The sequence below is a fragment of the Litorivivens lipolytica genome, from assembly GCF_014191715.1.
GTDB lineage: Bacteria > Pseudomonadota > Gammaproteobacteria > Pseudomonadales > Spongiibacteraceae > Litorivivens > Litorivivens lipolytica.
In genome coordinates, this window is the sequence record NZ_JACHWY010000002.1 from 700,507 (window position 1) to 724,046 (window position 23,540).

The 23,540-nt window shown below is 56.9% G+C and carries 23 protein-coding genes; 21 read left to right on the top strand and 2 right to left on the bottom strand.

From position 1 onward, the window contains the following. Positions 1-83: 83 nt before the first annotated feature. Entirely contained in the window at positions 84-953 is an 870-nt protein-coding gene (locus FHR99_RS11565; RefSeq protein ID WP_183410832.1) for a lysophospholipid acyltransferase family protein, read from the bottom strand. A 160-nt stretch (positions 954-1,113) separates the two neighbouring features. On the opposite strand from FHR99_RS11565, the gene gspC reads away from it, so the two are divergent. From gspC to FHR99_RS11630, 13 genes are read left to right on the top strand one after another with little or no spacing between them, the layout of a single operon-like run. Then, positions 1,114-1,968 carry a type II secretion system protein GspC gene (gene gspC / locus FHR99_RS11570; RefSeq protein ID WP_183410833.1) on the top strand — a complete coding sequence of 285 codons (855 nt, stop codon included), beginning with the start codon at positions 1,114-1,116 and terminating at the stop codon, positions 1,966-1,968. After that, positions 1,965-3,956 carry a type II secretion system secretin GspD gene (gspD, locus tag FHR99_RS11575; protein ID WP_246386772.1) on the top strand — a complete coding sequence of 664 codons (1,992 nt, stop codon included), beginning with the start codon at positions 1,965-1,967 and terminating at the stop codon, positions 3,954-3,956. The genes gspC and gspD overlap by 4 nt, the downstream gene beginning before the upstream one ends. A 9-nt stretch (positions 3,957-3,965) precedes the next feature. Further along, the gene (gspE, locus tag FHR99_RS11580) at positions 3,966-5,444 is read left to right on the top strand and encodes a type II secretion system ATPase GspE (protein ID WP_183410834.1); all 1,479 of its coding nucleotides are present in this window, start codon (positions 3,966-3,968) and stop codon (positions 5,442-5,444) included. Next, positions 5,431-6,648, top strand: coding sequence for a type II secretion system inner membrane protein GspF (gspF, locus tag FHR99_RS11585; RefSeq protein ID WP_183410835.1), 1,218 nt, complete (start codon positions 5,431-5,433; stop codon positions 6,646-6,648). Before gspE ends, gspF begins: the two co-directional genes overlap by 14 nt. 24 nt (positions 6,649-6,672) lie before the next feature. Next, a complete protein-coding gene (gene gspG / locus FHR99_RS11590; RefSeq protein WP_343067544.1) occupies positions 6,673-7,104 on the top strand; it encodes a type II secretion system major pseudopilin GspG in 432 nt (143 codons plus the stop codon). Beyond that, entirely contained in the window at positions 7,085-7,600 is a 516-nt protein-coding gene (gspH, locus tag FHR99_RS11595) for a type II secretion system minor pseudopilin GspH (protein ID WP_183410836.1), read from the top strand. Before gspG ends, gspH begins: the two co-directional genes overlap by 20 nt. A gap of 1 nt (position 7,601) precedes the next feature. Next, on the top strand, positions 7,602-7,973 hold the full coding sequence (gspI, locus tag FHR99_RS11600) for a type II secretion system minor pseudopilin GspI (protein WP_183410837.1): 372 nt from the start codon (positions 7,602-7,604) through the stop codon (positions 7,971-7,973). Continuing rightward, a complete protein-coding gene (gspJ, locus tag FHR99_RS11605; RefSeq protein WP_183410838.1) occupies positions 7,970-8,611 on the top strand; it encodes a type II secretion system minor pseudopilin GspJ in 642 nt (213 codons plus the stop codon). Before gspI ends, gspJ begins: the two co-directional genes overlap by 4 nt. Next, the gene (gene gspK / locus FHR99_RS11610) at positions 8,598-9,572 is read left to right on the top strand and encodes a type II secretion system minor pseudopilin GspK (protein ID WP_281388651.1); all 975 of its coding nucleotides are present in this window, start codon (positions 8,598-8,600) and stop codon (positions 9,570-9,572) included. Before gspJ ends, gspK begins: the two co-directional genes overlap by 14 nt. Beyond that, complete coding sequence (gspL, locus tag FHR99_RS11615; protein WP_183410840.1) at positions 9,569-10,702, top strand: type II secretion system protein GspL; 1,134 nt, start codon at positions 9,569-9,571, stop codon at positions 10,700-10,702. Before gspK ends, gspL begins: the two co-directional genes overlap by 4 nt. Beyond that, the gene (gene gspM, locus FHR99_RS11620; protein WP_183410841.1) at positions 10,699-11,202 is read left to right on the top strand and encodes a type II secretion system protein GspM; all 504 of its coding nucleotides are present in this window, start codon (positions 10,699-10,701) and stop codon (positions 11,200-11,202) included. The genes gspL and gspM overlap by 4 nt, the downstream gene beginning before the upstream one ends. After that, positions 11,199-11,912, top strand: coding sequence for a type II secretion system protein N (gene gspN / locus FHR99_RS11625; RefSeq protein WP_183410842.1), 714 nt, complete (start codon positions 11,199-11,201; stop codon positions 11,910-11,912). The genes gspM and gspN overlap by 4 nt, the downstream gene beginning before the upstream one ends. A gap of 43 nt (positions 11,913-11,955) precedes the next feature. Beyond that, on the top strand, positions 11,956-12,654 hold the full coding sequence (locus tag FHR99_RS11630) for a class I SAM-dependent methyltransferase (protein WP_183410843.1): 699 nt from the start codon (positions 11,956-11,958) through the stop codon (positions 12,652-12,654). 2 nt (positions 12,655-12,656) lie between these two features. On the opposite strand, the gene dapE is transcribed toward FHR99_RS11630, so the two are convergent. Then, positions 12,657-13,790, bottom strand: a complete 1,134-nt coding sequence (gene dapE, locus FHR99_RS11635; RefSeq protein ID WP_183410844.1) for a succinyl-diaminopimelate desuccinylase — start codon at positions 13,788-13,790, stop codon at positions 12,657-12,659. 171 nt (positions 13,791-13,961) lie between these two features. Here dapE and FHR99_RS11640 point away from each other — a divergent pair, with 171 nt between their 5' ends. From FHR99_RS11640 to nusA, 8 genes are all read left to right on the top strand, one after another. After that, entirely contained in the window at positions 13,962-15,569 is a 1,608-nt protein-coding gene (locus FHR99_RS11640) for a class I adenylate-forming enzyme family protein (RefSeq protein ID WP_183410845.1), read from the top strand. A gap of 119 nt (positions 15,570-15,688) precedes the next feature. Beyond that, positions 15,689-15,868 carry a hypothetical protein gene (locus tag FHR99_RS11645; protein ID WP_183410846.1) on the top strand — a complete coding sequence of 60 codons (180 nt, stop codon included), beginning with the start codon at positions 15,689-15,691 and terminating at the stop codon, positions 15,866-15,868. 118 nt (positions 15,869-15,986) lie between these two features. Continuing rightward, a complete protein-coding gene (gene doeB2, locus FHR99_RS11650) occupies positions 15,987-17,156 on the top strand; it encodes a N(2)-acetyl-L-2,4-diaminobutanoate deacetylase DoeB2 (protein ID WP_183410847.1) in 1,170 nt (389 codons plus the stop codon). Positions 17,157-17,334: 178 nt separating this feature from the next. After that, on the top strand, positions 17,335-18,594 hold the full coding sequence (gene ectB, locus FHR99_RS11655) for a diaminobutyrate--2-oxoglutarate transaminase (RefSeq protein WP_183410848.1): 1,260 nt from the start codon (positions 17,335-17,337) through the stop codon (positions 18,592-18,594). Next, positions 18,591-19,850 carry an ectoine hydrolase gene (gene doeA / locus FHR99_RS11660; RefSeq protein ID WP_183410849.1) on the top strand — a complete coding sequence of 420 codons (1,260 nt, stop codon included), beginning with the start codon at positions 18,591-18,593 and terminating at the stop codon, positions 19,848-19,850. Before ectB ends, doeA begins: the two co-directional genes overlap by 4 nt. Continuing rightward, positions 19,844-21,214, top strand: coding sequence for an NAD-dependent succinate-semialdehyde dehydrogenase (locus FHR99_RS11665; protein ID WP_183410850.1), 1,371 nt, complete (start codon positions 19,844-19,846; stop codon positions 21,212-21,214). Before doeA ends, FHR99_RS11665 begins: the two co-directional genes overlap by 7 nt. A gap of 270 nt (positions 21,215-21,484) precedes the next feature. Next, complete coding sequence (gene rimP / locus FHR99_RS11670) at positions 21,485-21,943, top strand: ribosome maturation factor RimP (RefSeq protein ID WP_183410851.1); 459 nt, start codon at positions 21,485-21,487, stop codon at positions 21,941-21,943. A gap of 62 nt (positions 21,944-22,005) precedes the next feature. Then, entirely contained in the window at positions 22,006-23,514 is a 1,509-nt protein-coding gene (nusA, locus tag FHR99_RS11675; protein ID WP_183410852.1) for a transcription termination factor NusA, read from the top strand. Positions 23,515-23,540 lie beyond the last annotated feature (26 nt).

Consider the following 23,540-nt stretch of genomic DNA (forward strand, 5'->3'; position numbering starts at 1 on the left):
TTGGCAGGGCGGCAGCATGGAGGTTAAAAGAAGGCGCCGATTCTAGCAGATCTGCCTGAACTGGCCATAGCGCGGGGAGCGGCTCAGGCTTGCTGCGATATCTCTTCTTCCCAGGGCTTGGGTTTTTTCCACTTTTTGTTGCTGAGCCACCAAGTTTCGGGCTGTTCGCGAGCAGAGCGTTCGCAAGCGTCGATAAAACGCTCGAGAATGTCTGTGCCGCCGTTTTCATGGGGCGGCTCTGCGAGGATTTCCCAGCGAATACTGTAGTGGCCGCGGCTGATTCGGCGAGGGTGGACAAATACCACTACTGACTGACCTGCTTCAGCAATGGTTTGGGGGCCGTAGTAGAAGGGGGCCGGCACACCGAAAAATGGGTGCCAGAAGCGCTTTTCCCGGCTGATGGGTGATTGATCGGCCGCCAGCAGCATGGCGCGAAAGGATTTGCGCTGGCGCAGTACTTCCCGGGCAACTTGCTTCATGGGCACTGGTTTGCCAAAGCGGGCGCGGCCGGCTTTGACTAAACGATCCATCTTTTCGTTGTGCAGAGGTTTGTAGACGCCTGCTACTGGGCAGGGTAGAGCCAGACAGATGCGGCCTACCAGCCACTCAATATTGGTTTGATGCAGGGTGAGAATCAGCATGGACTGCTGTTTCTCTATATAGGGCGCGAGTAGTTCCGGGTTTTCGACCGTGACCCGCTGGCGCAATTCCTCTTCGCTCATACTGAAACCCTTCAGGGTTTCGATGGCGGCTTCGCTGAAATACCGTTGAAAATCCCGGCGAATACGCTTGCGCTCGGATTCCGGGGCATCCGGGAACATTATGCGGAGATTCTTATCTATGACTTTGCGTCGATAGCCGATGATATTGAAGGCCAGCACCCTGAGGCAGGCGGCCAGGCCATACAAAAGTGGCATAGGGACGCGGGACAAGACTGTGATCAGGGCGTTCATAGGGCTGTACTGCGGTGCTGGAGCGCGTATAGTAACGGAAAATTCACAATCGCACTTTATAATAATCGGCCGATGTTGTGATGCTTGCCAGCAATCGGCCGCCAAAGGGGCCCGGTTTTTCCTGCCTAATGAGCCGGTGCCGGTAAGAGATACAGGTTTTATGCAAACAGTTCAACGCTATATTCCGCTTGCGAGCACGCTGCTATTTGCGCTCGCCGGTTGGTTGGCGGCGCTGGTGATTTGGGAGCTGGTACTGTTGTTCACGCCAGCGAAAGTCGATCAGAGCGCTGCCGCTCCGGTTGCCGTCTCGGCGCCGGAGCCTGCAGCCTATGATCTCAATGCGCTGCTTGCAGTTCCACTTTTCGGTGAGGCGACTCAAACTGCTGTGGCCGCGCCGCTAACTGAAGATGTTAAGCGCAGTAACCTCCGTATTACTTTGATGGGCGTGGTGGCTGGCGGCGAGACCGGTGTTGCCATTCTTAAGCACGATGGTCGCGAACACGCCTACAAAGTGGGCGACCAGCTGGATGTGCGTGAGACTATCACGCTGGCTGCGGTTGCGCCGGAGTACGTGATCATTTCCCGTGCCAGCGGCAATGAAAAAATCGAGCTGGAAAAGCTCCGCCAGCGCAGCGGTCGCGATGATATCCGCGTGGTGCAGCGCAGTAGTACTAACAGCAAGACGGTTAATCTCAATGATCCCTCCATTCGCCGTCTGGTCGGTGATCCAAGGCAGACCCTTAACAGCAACCCCCTGAGATTGACCCGTTATATTTCAGCCCAGCCCTATGTCGAAAACGGCAAGACTGTGGGCTTCCGCGTACAGGCCGGTCGAGACAAACGCCTATTTGGTCAGCTCGGCCTTGAGGCGGGTGATGTGGTGACCGCCATCAACGGCCTGCGGGTGGGTGAAGCGCCGGTGAGCGATCTGTTAAACTCCGTCAACAACAGCCAATCCGTCGAGGTGGAAATCCGCCGCAACGGGCAGCAGCAGACTATAAGACTGAATCTATGATGAAAATTTTCCGGCGGGCAGGCAGCGTTCTGGTTCTGTCCCTGAGTGTTGCTTTGCTTCCAATGCCCGCAGTGGCCGAGGAGACCTTTGAACTCGATATGCGCGGTGTGGATATCCGCGAGTTCATTAGTACGGTTGCCAAGCTGACCGACAAAACCATCATTATGGATGATCGCGTCAAGGGTGATGTAAACATCAAGAGCCCTCGCGAACTGAGTGCATCAGAGCTATACGAAGTGTTTCTGTTGCAGCTCGGCGTCAGCGGTTTTGCCGTGGTGGATATGGGCGGCGGCATTCTCAAGGTTATTCCTAATCAGGCGGCCAAGATCGAGGGCATCCCTGTTCAGGTTGAAGGTGATGAGTCCCAGCAGAGCGAATCCATCATCACCCGGATTGTTCAGGTACAGAATGTCGATGTCGATAAACTGATTCCGTCCCTGCGACCACTGATCGATAACCGTACGGGTGTGATCACGCCCTACAGTGCCTCCAACGTTATTTTGATTACTGACCGCGAATCCAACGTGCGCCGTCTGTTGCAGATTATTCAGCAGGTAGACAAGGCGGATTCCCAGTCCATGGAAACGGTGCCGCTGCAGAATGCGTCTGCCAAAGAGCTTGAGCGTATTCTCACCAAGCTCATCAACGATCAGGCGAAAGAGCAGGGCACACCCAAGCCCATTATTACCTCTGATCTGCGCACGAACACGCTGGTTATTTTTGGTGACCAGAATTCACGGGCCTATCTCAAACGACTGATCCGCGACCTCGACAGTGAAGTCAAAACCTCCTCCAACGTGCGTGTGCACTACCTGCGCTACGCCAAGGCAGAAGAAATGGTGCCGGTGCTGAAAAGTGTCAGCGAGGCCATGCTTAAGCAGGAAGGCGAGAAGGAATCCGCCAGTAAGAGCAATATCAATATCGAGGCCCATGAGCAGACTAACGCTATCGTGCTGTCGGGCAGCCCTCACATTATTCGCAATCTGGCGGAAGTGATCAGCAGCCTCGATATTCGCCGCGCTCAGGTATTGGTAGAAGCTATCATTATCGAGCTCACCGACCGCCGGGCGAAAGAACTCGGCGTGCAGTGGCTGTTCCGCGGCGATCCGAACGGTACCGCACCCATCGGCGGAATTAACTTTGGTTCCACTGCGCCAGCCGGCATCTACAATGTGGCAACGGCTGCGAGTGCCGGTGGTGAAGTCCTCGCCGGTGCCCTCGGTAGCCTGCAAGGGGTATCACTGGGCGTAGGCAAGATCCGTGATAACAGTTTCAGCTTTGCCGCGCTGATGACCGCATTGGCAAGCGATACCGAGTCCAATATTCTGTCGACCCCAAGCCTCTTGACCCTCGACAATCAGGAAGCCTCGATTTTGGTGGGTAGTGAAGTGCCGGTCATCACCGGATCCACTGCCAGCAATAACAACAGTAATCCCTTTCAGACCATTACCCGTCAGGAAATCGGTATCAAGCTGACCGTGACGCCGCAGATTAATGAAGGTGACGCGGTGCAGTTGAGTCTGGAGCAGGAAGTGTCGTCGCTGAGCGGCCTGTCGGCCTCTGACATCATTACCGACAAGCGAACCATCAGCACCTCGGTGCTGGTCAACGACAGCCAGACGATTGTACTGGGCGGCCTGATTGATGATGACATTCAGGAATCTACCGAGAAGGTGCCGATACTGGGTGACATGCCCATTATCGGGCGTCTGTTCCGCGCGGATCGTACCCAGAAAGTTAAGCGCAATTTGATGGTCTTTATTCGTCCGACTATCGTGCGCGATTCCGAGACCCTGCGCGGTCTGTCGTCGGAAAAGTACAACTACATTCGCGCCCAGCAAATCATGATGCATGAGGGTGGTATCAATCTATTCCCGGCGGCGAAAGCGCCCGTTTTGCCGGCTTGGACTGGGCTGGATCCTTCACCGGCCGGTGTGATGCCAGAGCTGGAAGCCGACATAGATCCCTCAGCGCAGCCAGAGGAATAGGGCAGCGCCATGCTGAGCTATACCTACGCCAAAAAACATCAGGTCTTGCTGGAAGATGACGGTGAGACCTGCACCCTGCTGATCTGCGAGCAGACACCGCCGGAAGCCCTGACCGAAGTGCGTCGCGCGCTGGGCAGACCATTGACGGCCAAGCGTTGTGACGCGGCGATTCTCGCGGAAAAAATCAACGCGGAATATCAGCAGCAGTCCGGTGCCGCGGGTATGGAAGCGATTGGCGATATCAGCAACGAAGTCGATCTCGACAAGCTGATTGAGGACATACCCGAGTCGCAGGATCTGCTCGAATCCCAGGACGACGCGCCGGTTATCCGCTTGATCAATGCCCTGTTCGCAGAGGCTCTGAAGCTCGGCGCGTCGGATATTCATATCGAAACCTACGAAAAAACCATGTCCGTGCGCCTGCGGGTAGATGGCATCCTGCAGGAAGTGCTCAGTCCCAACCGCCGCTTGGCACCGCTACTGGTGTCGCGGATCAAGGTAATGGCAAAGCTGGATATCGCGGAAAAACGCGTACCACAAGATGGGCGCGTATCGTTGAAGATTGCCGGGCGCTCGGTGGATGTGCGGATCTCGACGATTCCTTCCAGTTACGGTGAGCGCGTTGTGATGCGTCTGTTAGACAAACAGGCGGCGCGAATTGACTTGGCTCATCTGGGGATGCCGAAGGGTACCCTTGAAAAATTCACCCAGCTTCTGAAAAACCCGAACGGCATTATTCTGGTCACCGGCCCGACGGGTTCCGGTAAAACCACCACGCTGTACGCAGGGCTGCAGCTGCTAAATGATCGCATCCGGAATATTCTGACCGTCGAAGACCCGATCGAATACGCGGTCGATGGCATCGGTCAGACGCAGGTAAACAGCAAAGTTGGGATGACCTTTGCGCGCGGTTTGCGGGCGATTCTGCGTCAGGATCCAGACGTAGTGATGGTCGGTGAGATTCGCGATGGCGAAACCGCCGAGATTGCTGTGCAGGCGAGTTTGACCGGTCACCTGGTCTTGTCGACCCTGCACACCAACAACGCCGTTGGTGCGATTACCCGTCTGGTCGATATCGGTATTGAGCCCTATCTGATTTCTTCCAGTCTGAAAGGTATTCTGGCCCAGCGACTGGTGCGTCGCCTGTGCAGTGAGTGCCGCGAACCTCACCCGATGGATGAGGCGGAAGCCGCCCTGTTGGGGGACCGTAACCTTACTGGCAGTACCGCCTATCTGGCGCGTGGTTGCGAATCCTGTCATCACACCGGTTATCGCGGTCGCAGCGGTATTTACGAACTGCTCACCGTAGACCGGAAAGTCAGCGAGCTGATCCACAATGGCGCCGGAGAGCAGGCGATTGTTGATGCGGCGCGGGGGCAAATGACGCGCCTCTTGAGTGAGGGTCGCCGCTTGGTGCTCGAAGGCGTCACTAGCATTGACGAAGTGCTGCGCAGCGTGCGCGAGGATTCCGACGATGCCGGCCTATGATTATGTGGCGCTGGATGCCAGCGGCAAGCGCCAGCGCGGCATTCTCGAGGCAGACTCCGACCGCTTAGCCCGGGCTCAGCTGCGCGAAAAGCAACTGATCCCGGTCGAGGTTAGCGAATCTCGAAAAAAACAGTCCGGTTCAGATGCAGGTTTTTCCCTGTTTCAGAGTGTCAGCGTTAACGACCTGTCGCTATTTACTCGCCATCTGGCAACCCTTGTGCAATCCGGTATTCCGCTGGAAGAAGCCCTGCACGCCACCGCGCGCCAGACGCGTCATCGCCGGCTACAATCGGTGGTAATGAGCCTGCGCTCGCGCGTGTTGGAAGGCCACAGCCTGGCCGATGGACTGCGCGACTTTCCGCGGGTGTTTTCGCCGGTATTTCGTTCGCTGGTGGCTTCCGGTGAGCAGTCCGGTGATCTCGGACAGGTGCTGGATCAACTGGCGGATTACACCGAAAATGCGCAGAAATTGCGCTCCACCGTCACTCAGGCCATGGTCTATCCCATTGCCCTGACCGTGGTTGCGATTCTTGTTATTGGCGTGTTGATGGTCTACGTAGTGCCCAAGGTGGTGGCCCAGTTTGATCACTACGGTCAGACCTTGCCACTGCTGACGCGGATACTGATTACTATCAGTGAAGCCATGGCCAATTACTGGATGCATGCGCTGGTGCTGCTGGGTCTTTTAATGCTGGCCGGGCGCTGGTGGATGAAAGACGAAGGTCGTCGCAAGCGGGTGCATAAACGCTTGCTGCGTTTGCCGGTGGTAGGCGACGTTCTGCTGTCGGTAGATTCTGCGCGTATGTTGCATACGCTGGGCATTTTGTTGGCGAGCGGAGTTTCCCTGATCGAAGCCATCAAGGTAGGTTTGGGCACGCTCAACAATTTGCACCTGCAGGAAGGCATGGCTCAGGTTGCCAATGATGTCCGCGAGGGCAAGAGCTTCAGCTTTGCCCTCCAGCAGATGAACGAGTTGCCGCCGATGGCGGTCTATATGATTACCAGCGGTGAGCAGAGCGGTGAGCTCGATACCATGGTGCGGCGCTCGGCCGATAACCTGGCCCGCGAGGTTGAAGCGCGGGTCAGTATTATGACCAGCCTGCTGGAGCCGCTGCTGATCGTCGGTATGGGGCTGGTCGTGGTCACCATCGTGTTGGCCATCCTGCTGCCTATTTTGCAGCTGAATAATCTTTCCGGTTTTTAACGCATTGAGAATCAAGAGGTGAGTGTGAATACAGTCAGACAACATCGCGCCGCGGGTTTTACCCTGCTGGAAATCATGGTCGTCATCGTTATTCTCGGTCTGCTGGTGTCTATCGTGGCGCCCAATGTGTTGCAGAACCAGGATCGGGCCATGGTTGAAAAAGCCCGTGCCGACATTGCCATGCTGGAGCAGGCGCTGGACATGTACAAGCTCGATAACCACACCTATCCGACGACCGATCAGGGATTGGATGCGCTGGTGAATAAACCGACTTCGTCACCGGAGCCTCGCAATTACCGCAGTGACGGCTATATCAAACGCCTGCCGCAGGACCCTTGGGGTAATCAGTACCAGTACTTGCAACCGGGCGAGCACGGGCCCTTCGATCTCTACTCTACAGGCGCCGATGGCGATGAGGGTGGAGAGGATCTGGCCAGTGACATCGGCAACTGGTAATTCCCGCCAGATCTTATTGAGCCGCCAGCGGGGACTCACCCTGCTGGAAATTTTGCTGGTGGTGCTGATCATCGGCCTGCTGAGTACCGTCGCGGTTCTGACCCTGCCCTCGGACAATGGTCAGCGCGATGTACGTACCATGGCGGAGCGTATGGTCTCGCTGTTTCGCTATGCGAGACAGGAAGCCGTCTTTAGTGGTGTAACTCACGGCATTGTCTGGCGCCAAGGCCGCCCCGAATTACTGCGACGCGGTGCAGAGGGCTGGGATAGCGTGCCGGACAGACGCCTTGCCTCCCTGCAGGAAAAAGCCACTCAATTCCCCATGTTTCTGGAAACCGGGTCGCAGCGACTGGATCTGTCCCAAGACTACGAGGCGCCGCAGATTCTGTTTACCAACGATGGACAGGTCTCCCCCTTTCAATTACTGATTACCCACCGTGAGCGCGAGGCGGAATTTACCGTCACCGATACGCTGACGCTGGAGCCGCAGGCTTGAGATGCCCAGTCTGACTCGCCCACAGCGAGGTTTTACCCTGCTGGAAATTATGGTGGCTCTGCTGCTGTTCGCGGTGGGTGCCGTGTCGCTGGCAAAAGTGATTGGCAGCAGCGCGTCCCATGTGGACGAGCTGGCCCGTCGCCAGTTTGCCATGCTCTTGGCTCACAACCAGATGGCCTTGGCTCAGCTGGAAGGTCGCATCGCCAACGACAACGGCAAAGCGGTTCAGGGGCCCTACCAATACCTTTGGGAATTGCAGGTTTCCAAGACCGATACCGACGCGATTCTGCGCCTTGATCTCGATGTCAGAGACGATGCGGATGAGCCACCGCTGGCTAGTCTTAGCGCCTTTGTCGGGAAGCCCGGGCCATGAAAGTTTCCCGCCGTAAAAGTCGTGGTCTGACGCTGATCGAGTTGCTGATCGCCATTGCCATTCTGGCGGTGCTGGCGGTACTGGCTAGCACGCTGTTGGGTTCGTCGCTGGAAAACCAGAAGCACCTGCGCAGTAGCAGCGCCAACCTCGAAGAGCTGGGTCTGTCGCTGACCTTGGTGCGAAGAGACCTAGAGCAGACCCTGAATCGAAAGGGGCGGGATCTTTACGGTGAACGGCAGACGGTCGCGATTCAAAGCTTTGCCGAAGGTGAGCAGTTTCTGCTGGAATTTACCCGTGATGGTCGCCGTCAGTTGCCGGGGGAAACGCTGGTCAGCAGCCTTGAGCGGGTTCGCTATGCCCTTGAAGACGGTGAGCTGATTCGGTACAGCGCGGCGGTGCCAGACCCTGTGGATACGACCCGCTGGCGCAAACAGCGCTTGGCCAGCGATGTGGTGGACGCCAGCTTTGGGTTTTTCTCAGGTGAAAAATGGGAGCGCCAGTGGCCGCCTGAACAGAGTGTCGGTCTCGGTGATGTCGCATCGCTACCGCAGGCCGTATCGCTGCGGCTGGAAACCAAGCGCTGGGGTGTGGTGGAACTGATTATCTTGCTGACCGGAGGTGTCGATGAGGCGGGCTGAGCAGGGAGCGGCAATGATCTTCGTTCTGCTGGTGGTCGCGACGCTGTCGATTGTCGCGGTGCAGATTACCGAGCAGCTACGTTTCAATGTCAAACGCCTCGACAATCAGCGCCAGAACACCCAGGCCTATTGGTACAGTCTGGGCGGGGAGCAACTGGCGCGGGTGCTGCTTGAACAACTGGAAACGGGTAAACCGGTACACCGCGGTCAGCCCTGGGCAACCGAGGATGCAGTGTTTCCTATCGACGGGGGCATGCTGCAGGGCAATATCCGTGACGCGCAGGCCTGCTTTAACGTCAACAATCTGCTGGTATCTCGCACACCAGGTGAGGCGGAGCCTGCGCCAACGGCGAGCCAGCAGCAGTTTGTTCTGTTGCTGGAACAGGTGGGTTTTGAACGCCCGCGCGCTGAACTCTTGCGCGAGCGCATACAGGATTGGCTCGACAGTGATTTTCAGCCCCACGGTTTGAATGGCGCAGAGGACTTGGTGTACAGCGATCGCGATCAGCCACTGCAGACCGCTAACCGTTTGATGGTCAGCTTGAGTGAGTTGAATCTGATGGTGGAGTTGAGTGCTCAAGAACAGGCGCTGCTCGACGACATGCTGTGCGTTCTCCCGGTCAGTGATTCCGCCGTGAACGTGAATACCCTGCGGCTTGAGCAAGCGCCGCTATTGGTGGCTTTGCTCAACGGCACCATTACACCGGAAGACGCGCGGCAAATGCTGCAGCAGCGGCCGGAAAATGGTTGGGAGAGTGTAGCCCAATTGCTGGATGATCCGCTGCTGGTCGATAAAGAGATTCCCGAAGACTACCGCACAACGCTGGCTGTTCAGTCCGCCTTCTTTCATGCCACAATTAACGTTTTATACTTCGACACGCGGTTCAACCTGCAGTCCCTGATGAAACTCGATAACAACAAAGCCAGCCTCGTTGCGCGGCGATATGGAGAATTGTTTTGAGCGCCGACCTGATACTGGCCCTGCGCGGTGACAACGAGGGTGACTGGTTGCTACGCGAAGACGGCCGTACCACCGAACACGGCCGCCTGCCCGCTGACCTCGAGCACCTGCGCAACCTCAGTCGGCAGACACCGGTAACCGTTTTGGTGCCGGGTGAAGACGTTGTGCAGTTCAGCGTCTCCTTGCCCGTAGCGGGAGCCGCCGCCACGGCGGCCCTGCCTTACCAGATTGAAGACCGTCTTAGCTGTGACCTCGACGCAGTGCATTTCACCCATGAGCGTATCCGCGCCAACGAGCCTTGTCGTGTCTGGGTAGTCGAGCGCGAGCGCATGGCGGATTGGCACCGCTTTCTGCAGGACTCCGGCCTGCGGGTTCGCGCTGTGATGCCGGACTATGCCTTGCTGAAACCCGGTGTCCTGCTGTCGATGCCAGAGCATATGATTGCCAACTTGCCCAGCGCGGCTGCGACACTGGAAACCGCGCTGGCCGAAGACTGGCTGGCTTTGCAGTCGCAGGATGACACAGAACTGACGCGGCTGACTTGTGATGACAGTGCGCGCAGCAAGCTTGAGAAGCTGGCGAGTCATCGCCGCAGTGAGGGTATAAACCTCTGTCAGGGCGCCTTCGCACTGCACGACCCGTTCAAGGATGCGCTTGCACTCATGCGTTGGCCGGCGATTGCCGCTTTGCTGGTGTTGGGTTTGCACTGGCTCTGGCTGGCACTCGGTGCCATGCAGTTCGGCGCGCAGGCGGACCAGTATGATCAGGCCGCTGAGGACTTGTATCGCAAAACGTTTCCGGAGGCGCGTCGCGTTGTAAATGCCCGCAGCCAGATGAAAAGCCAGCTCAATGCCTTTGAGGGCCAGCAAACAGATGGCGGTTTGCTAACCTTGCTGGCGCCGGTGGCACAAGCTTTCAGCGGACAGTCCGACATTCAAATTAGCCAGCTGCTTTATCAGGCGGATGGCGGCAGTTTGCGCTTGACCGTTGATGCAGCCAACTACGGCGCCATAGATAGTTTCAGCAATGCGCTGCAGGGCCAGGGCATTGCGGTCAGTCGAGGGACCTTTCGCCAGAATGGTGAGCGCGTTGCCGGACAGCTCAGCTTGAACCGGGAGGGTGGCTCGTGAACCTGAACGAGAGACTGAATCAAATCGATTGGCGCATGAGCGGGCGAACGCCGCGCGAGCGTCAGATTGTGCTTGGCGCGGTAATTATCGGAATTCCGCTGATAGTCTGGGCACTGATCTGGCAGCCCCTGCTGGATTGGCGAAGCAGCGAACAGCAGCGACTTGAATCGCGTCAGCGCACGCTGGAATGGATGCAGGGCGCTGCAGCAAAAATTGAAGGCTATCGGCGCAGTGGCCGGCAGTCGACGGGCCGCAGTGGCGGCTCGCCGGAACAGTCGATTACCCGCACCGCAGCAGCGTTGGGTCTGTCCCTGTCGCGTATGGAGCCAGGTGGTGATCAGCGTTTTAACGTGTTTTTCTCCGATGCGGAATATAAAAACCTCCTGCGTTTTCTGCATCAGTTACAGGAGCAGGGGCTGGTCATTGAGTCGTTGACCATGGGCCAGCTGCCGCAAGCAGGACATGTTTCAGTTCGAATGACCCTTGGAGCCGCCCTGTGACGGTCAAGCGTGCATTACTCGCCTTTGTCGTTGCCTTGCTTGTCGCCTTGCCGATGACCTTTCCCGCGCAATTGATTACGCGTCTGGTACCGTTGCCGGCTGGGGTCAGTCATGCGCCATTGAGCGGGTCATTGTTGAGCGTGCAATCTGACTGGCTGCAAATAAACGGTGTGCGCGTGAGTGAGGTAAGCGCGAGCCCTTCGCTGTTGGGCTTGTTTCAGGGCACGCCACTGGCCGTAGCGGTAAAGGCGCCAGTGGCAGCCAGTGCTCATGTGGGGGGCAACGACACACGTCTGCAACTGTCAGCGCTGGAAGCCCAGTCCCGGTTTGAAAAGCTGCGTCCCTTAACGGGCTTGCCGGGGCTGGGAATCGATGCCGCGCTGGCGCTCTCGCTGGAACAGGGCGTGATTGAAAACGGTCGCTGCGCCGAACTGGACGGTGCGCTGACACTGTCGGACTTTCAGGGGGCAGAGTTGCCCGCCATGAGTGATATCACCGGCCGCTTGTCCTGCGACAAGGGCAGCGTGTTGATATCCATAGAGCCTGATAACAGTTTGCGTCTGAATGGTACGGTCAGGCTCACCTTGCAGGGGCGAGCGGTGGTAGATCTTAGCGCCGAGCCACCACCCGGTCCGCTGTTTGAATTATTTGTCGACTTCCTGGGCCAGCCACGCGATGGCAAACGCTTCCAGATCCGCTTCCGCTCCTGAATTTCTTATCTGCTCCGAGACAGTGCCGCCATCCTGTGCGGCATTGGCAGAACGCCTTGGCTTAACAATACTGCCTGAAGACCAATCTCTAGAGGCAGGGAGTCTCTGCCTTTACTGGAAAGAAGACGTTTTAAGTCTGGGCCGGGCTGGCAGTCGCGAATACCCGGTTGCCGTGGATTTTGTCCGGGCCTTGCAGCAAAGAAGGCAGGGGCCGGAGCTTCTAATTAAAGCGGTTACCGGCAATCTTTCGGTCAAACTTGCGGTGATTGATGCTACAGCCGGGCTTGGTCGCGACAGCGCCATTCTGTTAGGTCGCGGTTTGGCTGTGACAATGGTGGAGCAAAACCCGGTTGTTGCTGCTCTGCTGGAAAATGCCATCGATAGACTGAAACTGCAGGATGCGGAAGCCGCCGGACGGCTGTCGCTGAATTCCGCCGATGCCGCTGACTATCTGGCGCAGCACCGGGCCGATGTGGTCTATCTTGATCCGATGTTTGCCGCCTCAGGTAAATCGGCTCTCGCCAAGAAAGATATGCAGTTATTCCAGCATCTGCTGGGACACGGTGATGAGGACAGTCGCTTGCTGGATGCCGCGCTGGCAAGTGCTGAGTATCGAGTGGTTGTAAAGCGCGCCCTGAAAGCACCACCGCTGGCCGGACGCGAGCCGGGCGTTGCCATCAAGGGCAAGGCGGTGCGTTTTGATGTCTACCCTTTAAAAAGTCTTAAACAACTGAATGCCTGAGTTCAGCCGCAGAGTTCTTTCAGAATTTCCGCATAGATGTCCGAAAGCTGCTCGATGTCCGAGGCTTTGGCGCACTCATCCACTTTGTGGATAGTGGCGTTAACCGGGCCCAGTTCCACGACCTGACTGCCGGTGGGGGCAATAAAGCGGCCGTCGGATGTGCCACCGGCGGTCGACAGGCTGCCTGTGCGACCGGTCACGGCGTTGATCGCCTTCAGGGTAGCGCTCACCAGTTCCCCTTCCGCGGTCAGAAAGGGCTGGCCGCTTAGATTCCAGTCCAGTTCAACCTCCAGACCGTGCTTCGCCAGAATCGCTTCCGTGCGCTCGCGCAATTTTGCGTCGGTGGTTTCCGTGGAAAAACGGAAGTTGAAAATCACTTCCATCGTACCCGGAATCACATTGGTTGCTCCGGTACCCGCCTTGATATTGGAAATCTGAAAACTGGTGGCGGGGAAATGATCGTTGCCCTGATCCCATTCAGTCGCGGCCAGCTCTGCCAGCGCAGGCGCTGCGAGGTGAACTGGGTTTTTGGCGAGGTGAGGGTAGGCCACATGACCCTGAACACCGTGAACCAGCATTCGGCAACCGAGCGAGCCGCGGCGTCCGTTTTTGATGATGTCGCCAACCAGCTCGGTGGAGGAGGGTTCACCCACTAGGCAGTAATCGATATGTTCGCCCTGCTGTTGTAGCCACTCCACAACCTTTACGGTGCCGTTAACAGCGGGGCCTTCTTCGTCGCTGGTAATGAGAAACGCGATGCGGCCGGAATGATTCGGGTTGTCGGCTACAAACTTTTCACAGGCTGTAACCATGGCGGCGAGGCTGCCTTTCATATCAGCGGCGCCGCGACCGTGCACATAGCCATCAATAATCTTGGGTTCGAAGGGTGGATTGCTCCACTCTTCGGCAGGGCCAGTGGGCACCACGTCCGTATGCCCGGCAAAGCAGAACAGGGGGCCGGATTCTCCGCGTACCGCCCAGAAATTCTTGACCTCGCCAAAGTTCACCTCAGAGCAGCGGAAGCCGATGGCGCTCAGGCGATCCATCATTAGCTGTTGGCAATCGGCATCTTCGGGCGTGACAGACTGGCGGCGAATCAATTCCAGGGTGAGATCGAGGGTGGGAGATGTGGACATGGGCTTACCTTCAAAACAATTGGCGGCAGTTTATCAGGTTCGCAGGCGAGAGTGACATTAGCGCTCACTGCTGCTGAGTAATTTGACAAGAATCGTCATGGTCGGCTTTCAGCCCCTTGGCTACCATGATTCCCCTGCCTACTTACTGCTTCTATTCAAAACGAGGACATCATGAGCACCGATTTCGACGTGGCTGTGGCGGCAGCGCAAACCGAATTTGCCGATCAGGACATTCCCCAGCTGCTGCGCCACTGGGCGACTCACAAACCGGATCACCCGTTTTTTATCTGGGAGCCGGTCTCGGGAGAAGACAAAACCTGGACCTACAGTGCCTTCGATCAGGAAACCTCGGCACTGGCGGCGGGCCTTTATCAGAAAGGCATCCGTCTCGGTGACAAGGTGCTAATCCATACCGAAAACTGCCCGGAAATGGTGCTGGCCTGGTATGCCTGCGCCAAGATCGGCGCTGTGGCAGTGACCACCAACACGCGCAGCGTGGGGGGCGAGATTGAGTATTTCGCCAATCACACCGGCGCTGTGGCGGCGATTACCCAGCCCAAGTTTGTTGATCAGATTCGCGACAACGCCAAAAACGTCGATTGGATTGCGGTGACGGAAGATAACGCTGGCGAGGCTGCCGAGCCGGCGTCATTGAATCACGGCCTGACGCCCTTTGCCGATCTGTTCGGCAAAGCGGAAGAGCTCCCTTCTCGTCCTGCCGAACCCATGCTGCCCGCGGGCATTATGTTTACCTCCGGTACCACCTCATTGCCGAAAGCCGTAGTGCATACCCACGCTAATGCCTTGTGGGCCGGCCGCATGGGGCCACTCAACCTGAATATGACGGGTGACGATACTTATCTGGCCTTTCTGCCGTTTTTCCACGTGAATGCGCAAAGCTGGGCATTTTGGTCAACGCTGGGGTGTGGCGGTACCGTGGTGCTGCAACCAAAGTTTTCTTCCAGCCGATTCTGGGAGGTAGTTAACAAGCACAAGGTGACCCATGTGTCGCTGATTCCCTTTGTGTTCAAGGCCATCGGTGCTCAGCCGGTGCCCGAACATACCCTGAAAGTGGGTGCCCTCGGCATTATCTGGAGCGAAATCAAAGGCTGGCTGAATATGGATATCCTGGCCTGCTGGGGTATGACCGAAACCGTGATTCATGCCACCCGGTCGGATTTCTCCCAGGTTTGGCCTCAGGGTTCCATCGGTAAGCCGACGCCCGGCTACCGCTTTGCGGTAGTGAACCCGGATACCGGGCAGCTTTGTGAAAAAGATGAAATCGGAGAGCTTTGGATTCACGGCACCCGCGGTGTGCAGCTCTTCCTTGAGTATTACAACAACCCCAAGGCCAATGCCAAAGCCTTTACCGAAAATGGCTGGTTCAAAACCGGCGATATGGTCAAGATAGGTGACGAAGGGCATTTCTATTTCTGTGACCGGGACAAGGATGCGCTGAAAGTTGGCGGTGAAAATGTGTCTGCGCGACAGGTTGAGGAAACCTGCATGCAAGTGGGTGGCATCGGCGAAATTGCGGTGGTCGCCAAGTCGCACGATATGCTCGACATGGTGCCGGTTGCCTTTGTGATCAAGGGTTTTGGCGCTCCCGAGGATAACGACACATTCGCCAAGCAGATTATCGAGCACTGCAAAGCCAATCTGGCGGATTTCAAAGTGCCGCGAGCCGTGTATTTTGTGGATGAGTTTCCGCGGGCGACGCTGGATAAAGTCGCAAAGAACAAGCTGCGCGAAATGGCGGATGCCATGCCCGCAGTCTGAATTTCGGTAAACATTCACTCTCAGAAACGGCGACATATTTGTGTAACAGGCATGTCGCCGTTTTGTCATTTCAAGTTCTTACGCTGGCAGCCTCAAATCAACACGCGAGGATGCATGTCATGTCAGCACTTACTGTCTCACCCAGCCGTCAGCAAACCTCTCACGAACAATTGCGCAGGGAAATTCAACAGCAGGTCGAGCAGTTTCTTGCGCGCGGGGGCGAGATCCGGTCGCTGGCATCGCCGGTATTTCAACCGCAGCGAGTTGTTTCGGTACGCGGCGCTTTGGCGATGGATTAGTCCGATGCGAATATTGAGGCGTTTTCGGCCCGACCGATGAAAATTACCGCGAAGTTTCAGTCAGTCGTGCTAGGCTGTACCCTGAGTAGATTGAAACAGGACTTGGCTGGAGCGGTAAATGCAGGCGGACTGGCAGGCGATTATCAAGCGGGCGACAGAACTTCGGCATCGTTTGCATCGGCGCCCTGAAATTGCGTGGTCTGAATTTGAGACCGCAAAAACCATTCGCGATTTGCTCGATGAATTGACTATTCCTTGGCGCGCCTGCGCCGACACCGGCACGGTCGCCTGTCTTGCTCCCAACGCACCTGGACGTCATATCGCATTGCGTGCGGACATCGATGCGCTGCCAATTTCTGAGTGCAGCGGTGTGCCCTGGCAGTCTGAAAATGAAGGTTTTATGCATGCCTGTGGCCATGACGGTCATACCGCTACGTTGTTTGCTGCGCTATGGTGGTTGCGTGCCCATGAGGATCAGCTGCCCGGCCCAGTGACTCTACTATTTCAACCCGCCGAAGAAGGCGGCCACGGCGCTCGCCGGATGGTCGACGAAGGCGCGCTTGAGGGTGTCGAAGCTGTGTTTGGCTGGCACAACTGGCCGGCGATTCCCGCCGGTAAAGCGGTGTGTCCTGATGGTGCAGTGATGGCTGCCAACGGCACGTTTCAGGTGGAATTACGCGGGCGAGGTGGTCATGCCAGTCAGCCTGAACTGTGTCGTGATCCCGTGCTGGCGGCTGCTGCGGTTGCCCAGGCCTTACAACAGATTGTTTCCCGGCGGCTTGCCGCACAGAGTGCTGCGGTGGTCAGCGTTACCTCCATTGATGCGCGCAGCGCCGAGACCGTCATTCCGGATACAGCTCGCCTCGCAGGCAGTATTCGTCTGCAATCCTCAGACATGCGTGAACAGGTTGAAAATCTGATTCGCGAAATTGCGGTTGCGCAAGCCAGCGCCTATGGCGTGACTGCCGAGGTAAAGGTGATTCCTCGATACGGCGCTACCACCAACCATACTAATGAAGCGGCTGAAATGCGCACGGCGCTTAGTAATGTACTCGGCAATGACTGGCAGTGCGAAAAAACTGCCGTGCCGATTATGGCGTCCGAAGATTTTAGCTACTATCTTAATGCTGTGCCCGGTGCCTTTGCATTGATCGGCGCCGGCGATGGTATTTCCGGGGATTATCCCTGTCACAATCCGCATTACGATTTTCGTGATGCGCTGATACCCGATGTCGCGCGGGTTTTTCTGCATCTGGCCGGCGCGCCCATGCCCACTGTCAACCGCTGAGAGCGTTAACTCCCGGTAAAATTAACAGTTGGCAAAATTTCACGCTCTAACGGTCGAGCTTTGCGCTCGTCCGGCAAACATGTTGGGATAGAGAAAGACACTACCTGAGGAATCTTCAACGGGTCGCGAGCCCATTCCTGAAGCCACGCGTTTTTTTTACAGTCGAGGAGAACGGAAAATGAAAACCTTTGAACAATGGGAATCGAATATTCGCGGTTATTGCCGCAGCTTCCCCACCGTTTTTGCATCTGCCAGCAACGCGCGTCAGGTTGATGAGCAGGGCAAGTCCTACATTGATTTTTTTGCCGGCGCCGGGGTGCTTAACTTCGGACACAACAATGAGCGAATGAAAAAAGCGCTTATTGAATTTATCGAGTCCGATGGCGTGGCCCACAGCCTCGATATGTACACCACGGCAAAGCGCGATTTCATCGAAAAGTTTGCCGATACCATTCTTAAACCGCGCAAGCTCAACTACAAAATGCAGTTTATGGGGCCGACCGGAACCAATGCGGTTGAAGCCGCGCTAAAGCTTGCCCGTCGGGTAACCAAGCGGCAGCACGTCGTGGCTTTCAGTCACGGTTTTCACGGCATGACTCTCGGTTCGCTGGCGTGCACAGCCAATGATTATTTCCGTCAGGCGGCGGGGGTGCCGCTGGATCATGTGGTTCGTCTGCCTTTTGAAAACGCGCCCGGCGGCGGGATGGAAAATCTGGCCGAGCATGAGCGCGCATTGGCCGATCCATCGAGCGGGGTAACCCCGCCAGCCGCTTATATTGTCGAGGTGATTCAGGCCGAGGGTGGGGTCAATGTCGCGAGCGAAGCTTGGTTGAAGGAAGTTCAGCGCATTGCCCACGAAAACTGTGCACTGCTGATCGTCGACGAAATTCAGGTCGGCTGTGGCCGTACGGGGACCTATTTCAGTTTTGATGAGATGGATCTGTCGCCGGATATCATCTGTCTGGCAAAAGGTATCGGCGGTTTCGGTACCCCGCTGGCGATGAACCTTATCAAACCCGAATACGACCAGCACTGGTCGCCGGGTGAGCATACCGGGACCTTCCGTGGACAGGGTTTTTCCTTTGTCTCTGGTCGCGAAGCGCTTGCCTATTTTGACGACGACGCCCTGATGACAGAGGTTAAGGAGAAGGGCGCGCTCATGGCGGACCATTTGCAAAAGCTGGCGAAGCAATATGCCGGGCAGGGCTTTACGGTTCGCGGTAAGGGCATGATGCAGGCGCTGGATGTGGTTGACGGTGGCAAGGCCAAAGAGATGGCCGCGGCCTGCTTTGAGCACGGTTTGCTGCTCGGTCCCTGCGGCAGTGGTGGTCGTGTGCTGAAACTGATTCCGCCGCTCACCATTCCCGACGCTGACCTGAAAGAAGGTTTGAAAATTCTTGAGGATGCGGTCAGCAGTGTCATGGAGGCTGCCGCATGAGACAGCGCGATGACATGACGTTTCCGTTTGAGGAATACGAGCGCCGCTTGACCGAGCTGCGCCAGCGTATGTCTCAGCGACTGCTGGATGCGGTGGTTATCACCGACCCGGAAAACCTGATGTATCTGACTGATTATCAGACGACCGGCTATTCCTTCTTTCAGTGTCTGGTGGTGCCGCTCGAAGGCGAGCCCTTCATGATTACCCGGCAATTGGAAGAGTCCAACGTACACGCCCGAACCTGGGTGGAGTTGACCCGGCCCTACCCGGATACCGGTGATGCTATTCAGATGTTGGTGCAGAGTTTGCGCGAGTTTGGTCTGGCCAATAAGTATATTGGCTATGAGCGGAACAGCTATTTTTTCCCGGCTTATCATCAGGATTACATTCACACCACCTATACCGACGGCAAGCTGCTGGACTGTTTCGGCATCGTCGAGCAGGGGCGGGTTAAAAAATCTGTGCATGAAATTGAAATCATGCAGAAGGCTGCGCGAGCAACCGAAGCCGGTATGCGTGCGGGCTACGAGGCTTGCCAGCCCGGCGTGACCGAAAATGAAATTGGTGCCGCCATATCCGCAGCGATGTTTCGTGCCGGTGGCGAGCCGCCGGCGGTGATGCCCTATGTAACATCGGGGCCGCGAACACTCATTGGTCACGCGACCTGGGAAGGGCGAGAAGTGAAGGCCGGCGAGCATGTGTTTCTGGAGGTGGGCGGCTGCTTTCGCCGCTATCACACCGCGATGATGCGTACGGTGGTGCTGGACGAGCTTTCGCCCTCGATGGAAAAGGCGCAAGACCGCATGAAGTTGGCCTTGAAAGAAGTCAAAGCGGCTATGCGACCGGGCCTGACGGTGTCGGACGCCGACAATCTGGTGCGCAATATCATTACCGACAACGATGTGGGCGCGAGGTTGGTCACCCGTTCTGGCTATTCCATCGGTATAGCCTTCCCTCCCAGCTGGGATGAGGGCTACATCATCAGTCTCAAGCAAGGCGAGTCGACCGTGCTCGAGGAGGGGATGACCTTCCATTTGATTCCGTGGATGTGGGCTGTCGACGGTGACAAAACCTGCGGCATTTCCGACACCATCCGCATTACCGCAACGGGTTGTGAGTCTTTCTTTAATTTTGAAGAAGAATTTCTGAGCAAGCCTGTGGCCGAAGCGGCCGACAAGGCGCCGCGAAAATTGAAGCTAGCCGGCGATGCGAAGGGGCAGGAGGACGTTAAAGGAAGGGAGGACAAGGAATGCTGAAGGTGATCAACCCGGCAACGGGTCAGCAGATCCGGGAATACCCGGCGGCGACGGCAGAGGAATGTGATGCCACGATGGAGCGTTCCGAGGCTGCCTACCGGCAGTGGCGTCATACCAGCTTTGCTGAGCGGGCTGAGCTGCTGCGCAAAGTGGCCACCCACATGCGTGATAACGTGGAAAGCCTAGCTCCGCTGATGACGGAAGAAATGGGTAAGCCCATCAAAGAGGCGCGGGCCGAGGTGATCAAGGGGGCGTGGTGCGCCGAGCACTACGCCGAGCACGCGGAAGCTTATCTGGCCAATGATGAGCTGGCGTCCGATGCGAGCCATAGCTATGTGCGCTATCTGCCGCTGGGCCCGGTATTGGGCATTCTGCCCTGGAATGCGCCGTTCTGGCTGGCTTTCCGATTTTGTGCGCCGGCCCTGATGGCGGGCAATACCTGCGTGATGAAGCATGACCCCCATGTACCGGCCTGCGCAGAGGCCATCGCCGGCGTATTTGAGGCAGTGGGGGCGCCGCCTGATGTCTTTCAGAATCTGCCGCTGGCCACCCCGGATGTGGAGGCGGCGATCCGCGACAAGCGTATTCGGGCTGTGTCGTTCACCGGGTCTGATCGCGCCGGTGCCAAGGTTGCGGCGGCGGCTGCGTCTGAAATCAAACCGGCAGTGCTGGAGTTGGGTGGTTCCGATCCGGCGATTGTGCTCAGCGATGCTGACCTCGATGCAGCCGCCGATGCCATTACGACCTCGCGTATCATCAATGCGGGGCAGAGTTGTATAGCGGCCAAGCGGATCATTGTTGAGGCTCCTGTCTATTATGAATTTGTGGGCAAATTGAGCGAGCGCCTGCAAAGACTGAAAGTGGGCGATCCGTCGCGTGAGGACACCGATGTGGGCCCGATCGCGCGCGAGGATCTTCGTGACATCCTGCATCGGCAGGTCTCCGAAACCGTCAAGCAGGGCGCTACGCTGGAAATGGGTGGCGAGTTGCCCGAGGGTGATGGCTACTTTTATCCGGTGACCCTGTTGACCGACGTCAAGGCGGGAATGACAGCCTCATGCGAGGAAACCTTCGGTCCTGTGGCCGTAGTGATGAAGGTCGATTCCGCTGAGGCTGCTGTAGACCTGGCCAACGACACGGATTACGGCCTAGCTGCGAGTATCTGGACTGAGCAGGGGCGCGGTGAAATGCTGTCGCTGAAGCTGGAGGCGGGACAGGTTGTTGTGAATGGGTTGGTGAAAACCGATCCGCGGCTGCCGAGTGGGGGCATCAAACGCTCCGGCTACGGTCGTGAGTTGGGGCCGCACGGGATTCATGCCTTTGTAAACGCCCAGCAAGTGTGGGTCGGGCCCAAGCAGGAATAGTGCGGCCTCAAGGTCCCGCCACCGCCGGTATTCCTTGACCCTACGCGGGCACAGGCCTATAATCCCGCGTCTTGATTGAAGTGGCATCGGCAGCTTTGAGCTTGCCCGAGTCCACGCAGTTGCGGTAACGGAGTCAGGTTGCCGGAAGGACGTCGAAAGCCCCTCTTTAGGGGCTTTTTAGTAACCGCTTTTGCTGACGGCAAAAACAGTTACAAGACAGTAGTTTGATTAGTGGGCCTTGTGCCCATTTTTTGTTGGTGGGTCATAAATTTGTCGGCAAAGTCGCGACAGTTACAGGACATGCTCGAGCCCTCGGTAACCGCCCTCGGTTATGAATTCTGGGGTCTGGAGTATCTGGCGCAGGGGCGTTCCGCTCTGCTGCGGGTCTATATTGATGCCGAGCAGGGTATCAATGTGGACGACTGTGCCCGCGTTAGCCGCCAAATCAGCGCAGTGCTCGATGTCGAAGACCCGATTTCCGGCGAGTATCGGCTGGAAGTGTCTTCTCCCGGTATGGATCGCCCCCTGTTTTCGCTGGCGCAATTCGCTGCAGCAGCTGGCGAGACCATAAAGGTCAAGCTGCGTATGAACTACGAAGGTCGTCGCAATTTCAAAGGACGTCTGGTTGGGGTGGAAGAGGACGATGTGGTGATTCTAGTGGATGACCACGAATACCTGTTTCCGCTGGTGGATATAGAAAAAGCGAATGTTGTTCCGCGGTTTGACTGAAACGCGCGGGCTCTGGTCAATCGCCGGTTTGCGCCGGCCAGTCGACGAGGCATAGAGGAAGGATGAGCAAGGAAATCTTACTGGTAGCTGAAGCGGTCTCGAATGAGAAAGGCGTTTCGCGGGACATTATTTTCGAAGCTATCGAGCAGGCTCTGGCGACCGCTGCCAAAAAGCGCTACGACGAAGAGTCCGATATTTATGTCGTGATTGACCGTGCGACTGGCGACTACCGCACCTTCCGCCGCTGGGAAGTGGTGTCAGATGATGAGTTGGCGCTGCTGGGTACCCAGTTCACGTTGGAAGAAGCCCACGAGAAAGATACCGCTCTGAAAGCCGGTGACGTGTACGAAGAAGAGATCGAGAATGTTGGTTTCGGTCGTATCGCCGCGCAGACTGCCAAGCAGGTTATTGTTCAGAAAGTTCGTGAAGCCGAGCGAGCGCAAGTGGTCGAGCAGTACGAAGGCCGCGTTGGTGAGCTGATCAACGGCACTGTAAAGAAAGTGACTCGCGACAATATTATCGTAGATCTCGGCAACAACGCCGAAGGCCTGCTGCCCCGTGAAGAACTGGTTGGTCGCGAAGTTTTCCGCATCAACGACCGGGTTCGCGCGGTACTGAAAGAAGTGCGCGCCGATGCTCGTGGCCCGCAGCTGCTGCTGAGCCGCGCCTGCCCGGAAATGCTGATTGAATTGTTCAAGATTGAAGTGCCGGAGATTTCCGAGCAGGTCATCGAAATTCGCGCCGCCGCCCGCGATCCGGGTTCACGCGCCAAGATTGCAGTAAAAACAAACGACGGTCGTATTGATCCGGTCGGCGCCTGTGTGGGTATGCGTGGTGCGCGTGTGCAAGCTGTTTCCGGCGAGCTGAGCAACGAGCGCGTTGATATTGTGCTGTGGGATGATAATCCCGCCCAGTTGGTTATCAACGCCATGTCACCGGCAGAGGTTGAGTCAATCGTTGTTGATGAAGATGCCAAGACCATGGATATCGGTGTGGCTGAAGACAACCTGGCTCAAGCCATTGGTCGCGCCGGTCAAAACGTGCGTCTGGCCAGTGAACTGACGGGCTGGGAAATCAACGTCATGAGCGTTGAAGACATGGCCGAGAAGCACGAGCAAGAATCCGGCCAGGTCATGGAAATGTTCATGGAAGCACTGGACGTCGATGACGACGTTGCCGGTGTGCTGGTAGAAGAAGGCTTCACCACACTGGAAGAAGTGGCTTATGTGCCGCTGGAAGAAATGCTGGGTATTGAAGGCTTCGATGAAGATATCGCCGAAGAACTGCGCGCCCGGGCCAAGGATGCCCTGCTGACTCAAGCCATTGCGAGCGAAGAAAAGCTCGACGCGGTAGAGCCGGCAGACGATCTGCTCAACATGGACGGTATGGATCGCCACCTGGCCTTCCTGCTGGCAAGCCAGGGCATTGCCACCATGGAAGATCTGGCGGAGCAGGCAGTAGAAGATTTGTTGGATATCGAGGGGATGGACAGCGAGAAGGCTGCCCAACTGATTATGACAGCGCGGGCACCGTGGTTTGCGGATGAAGAATCATCCGATGATGCCCAGTAAGTAAAGAGCCTGTAGAGAGATTAGGT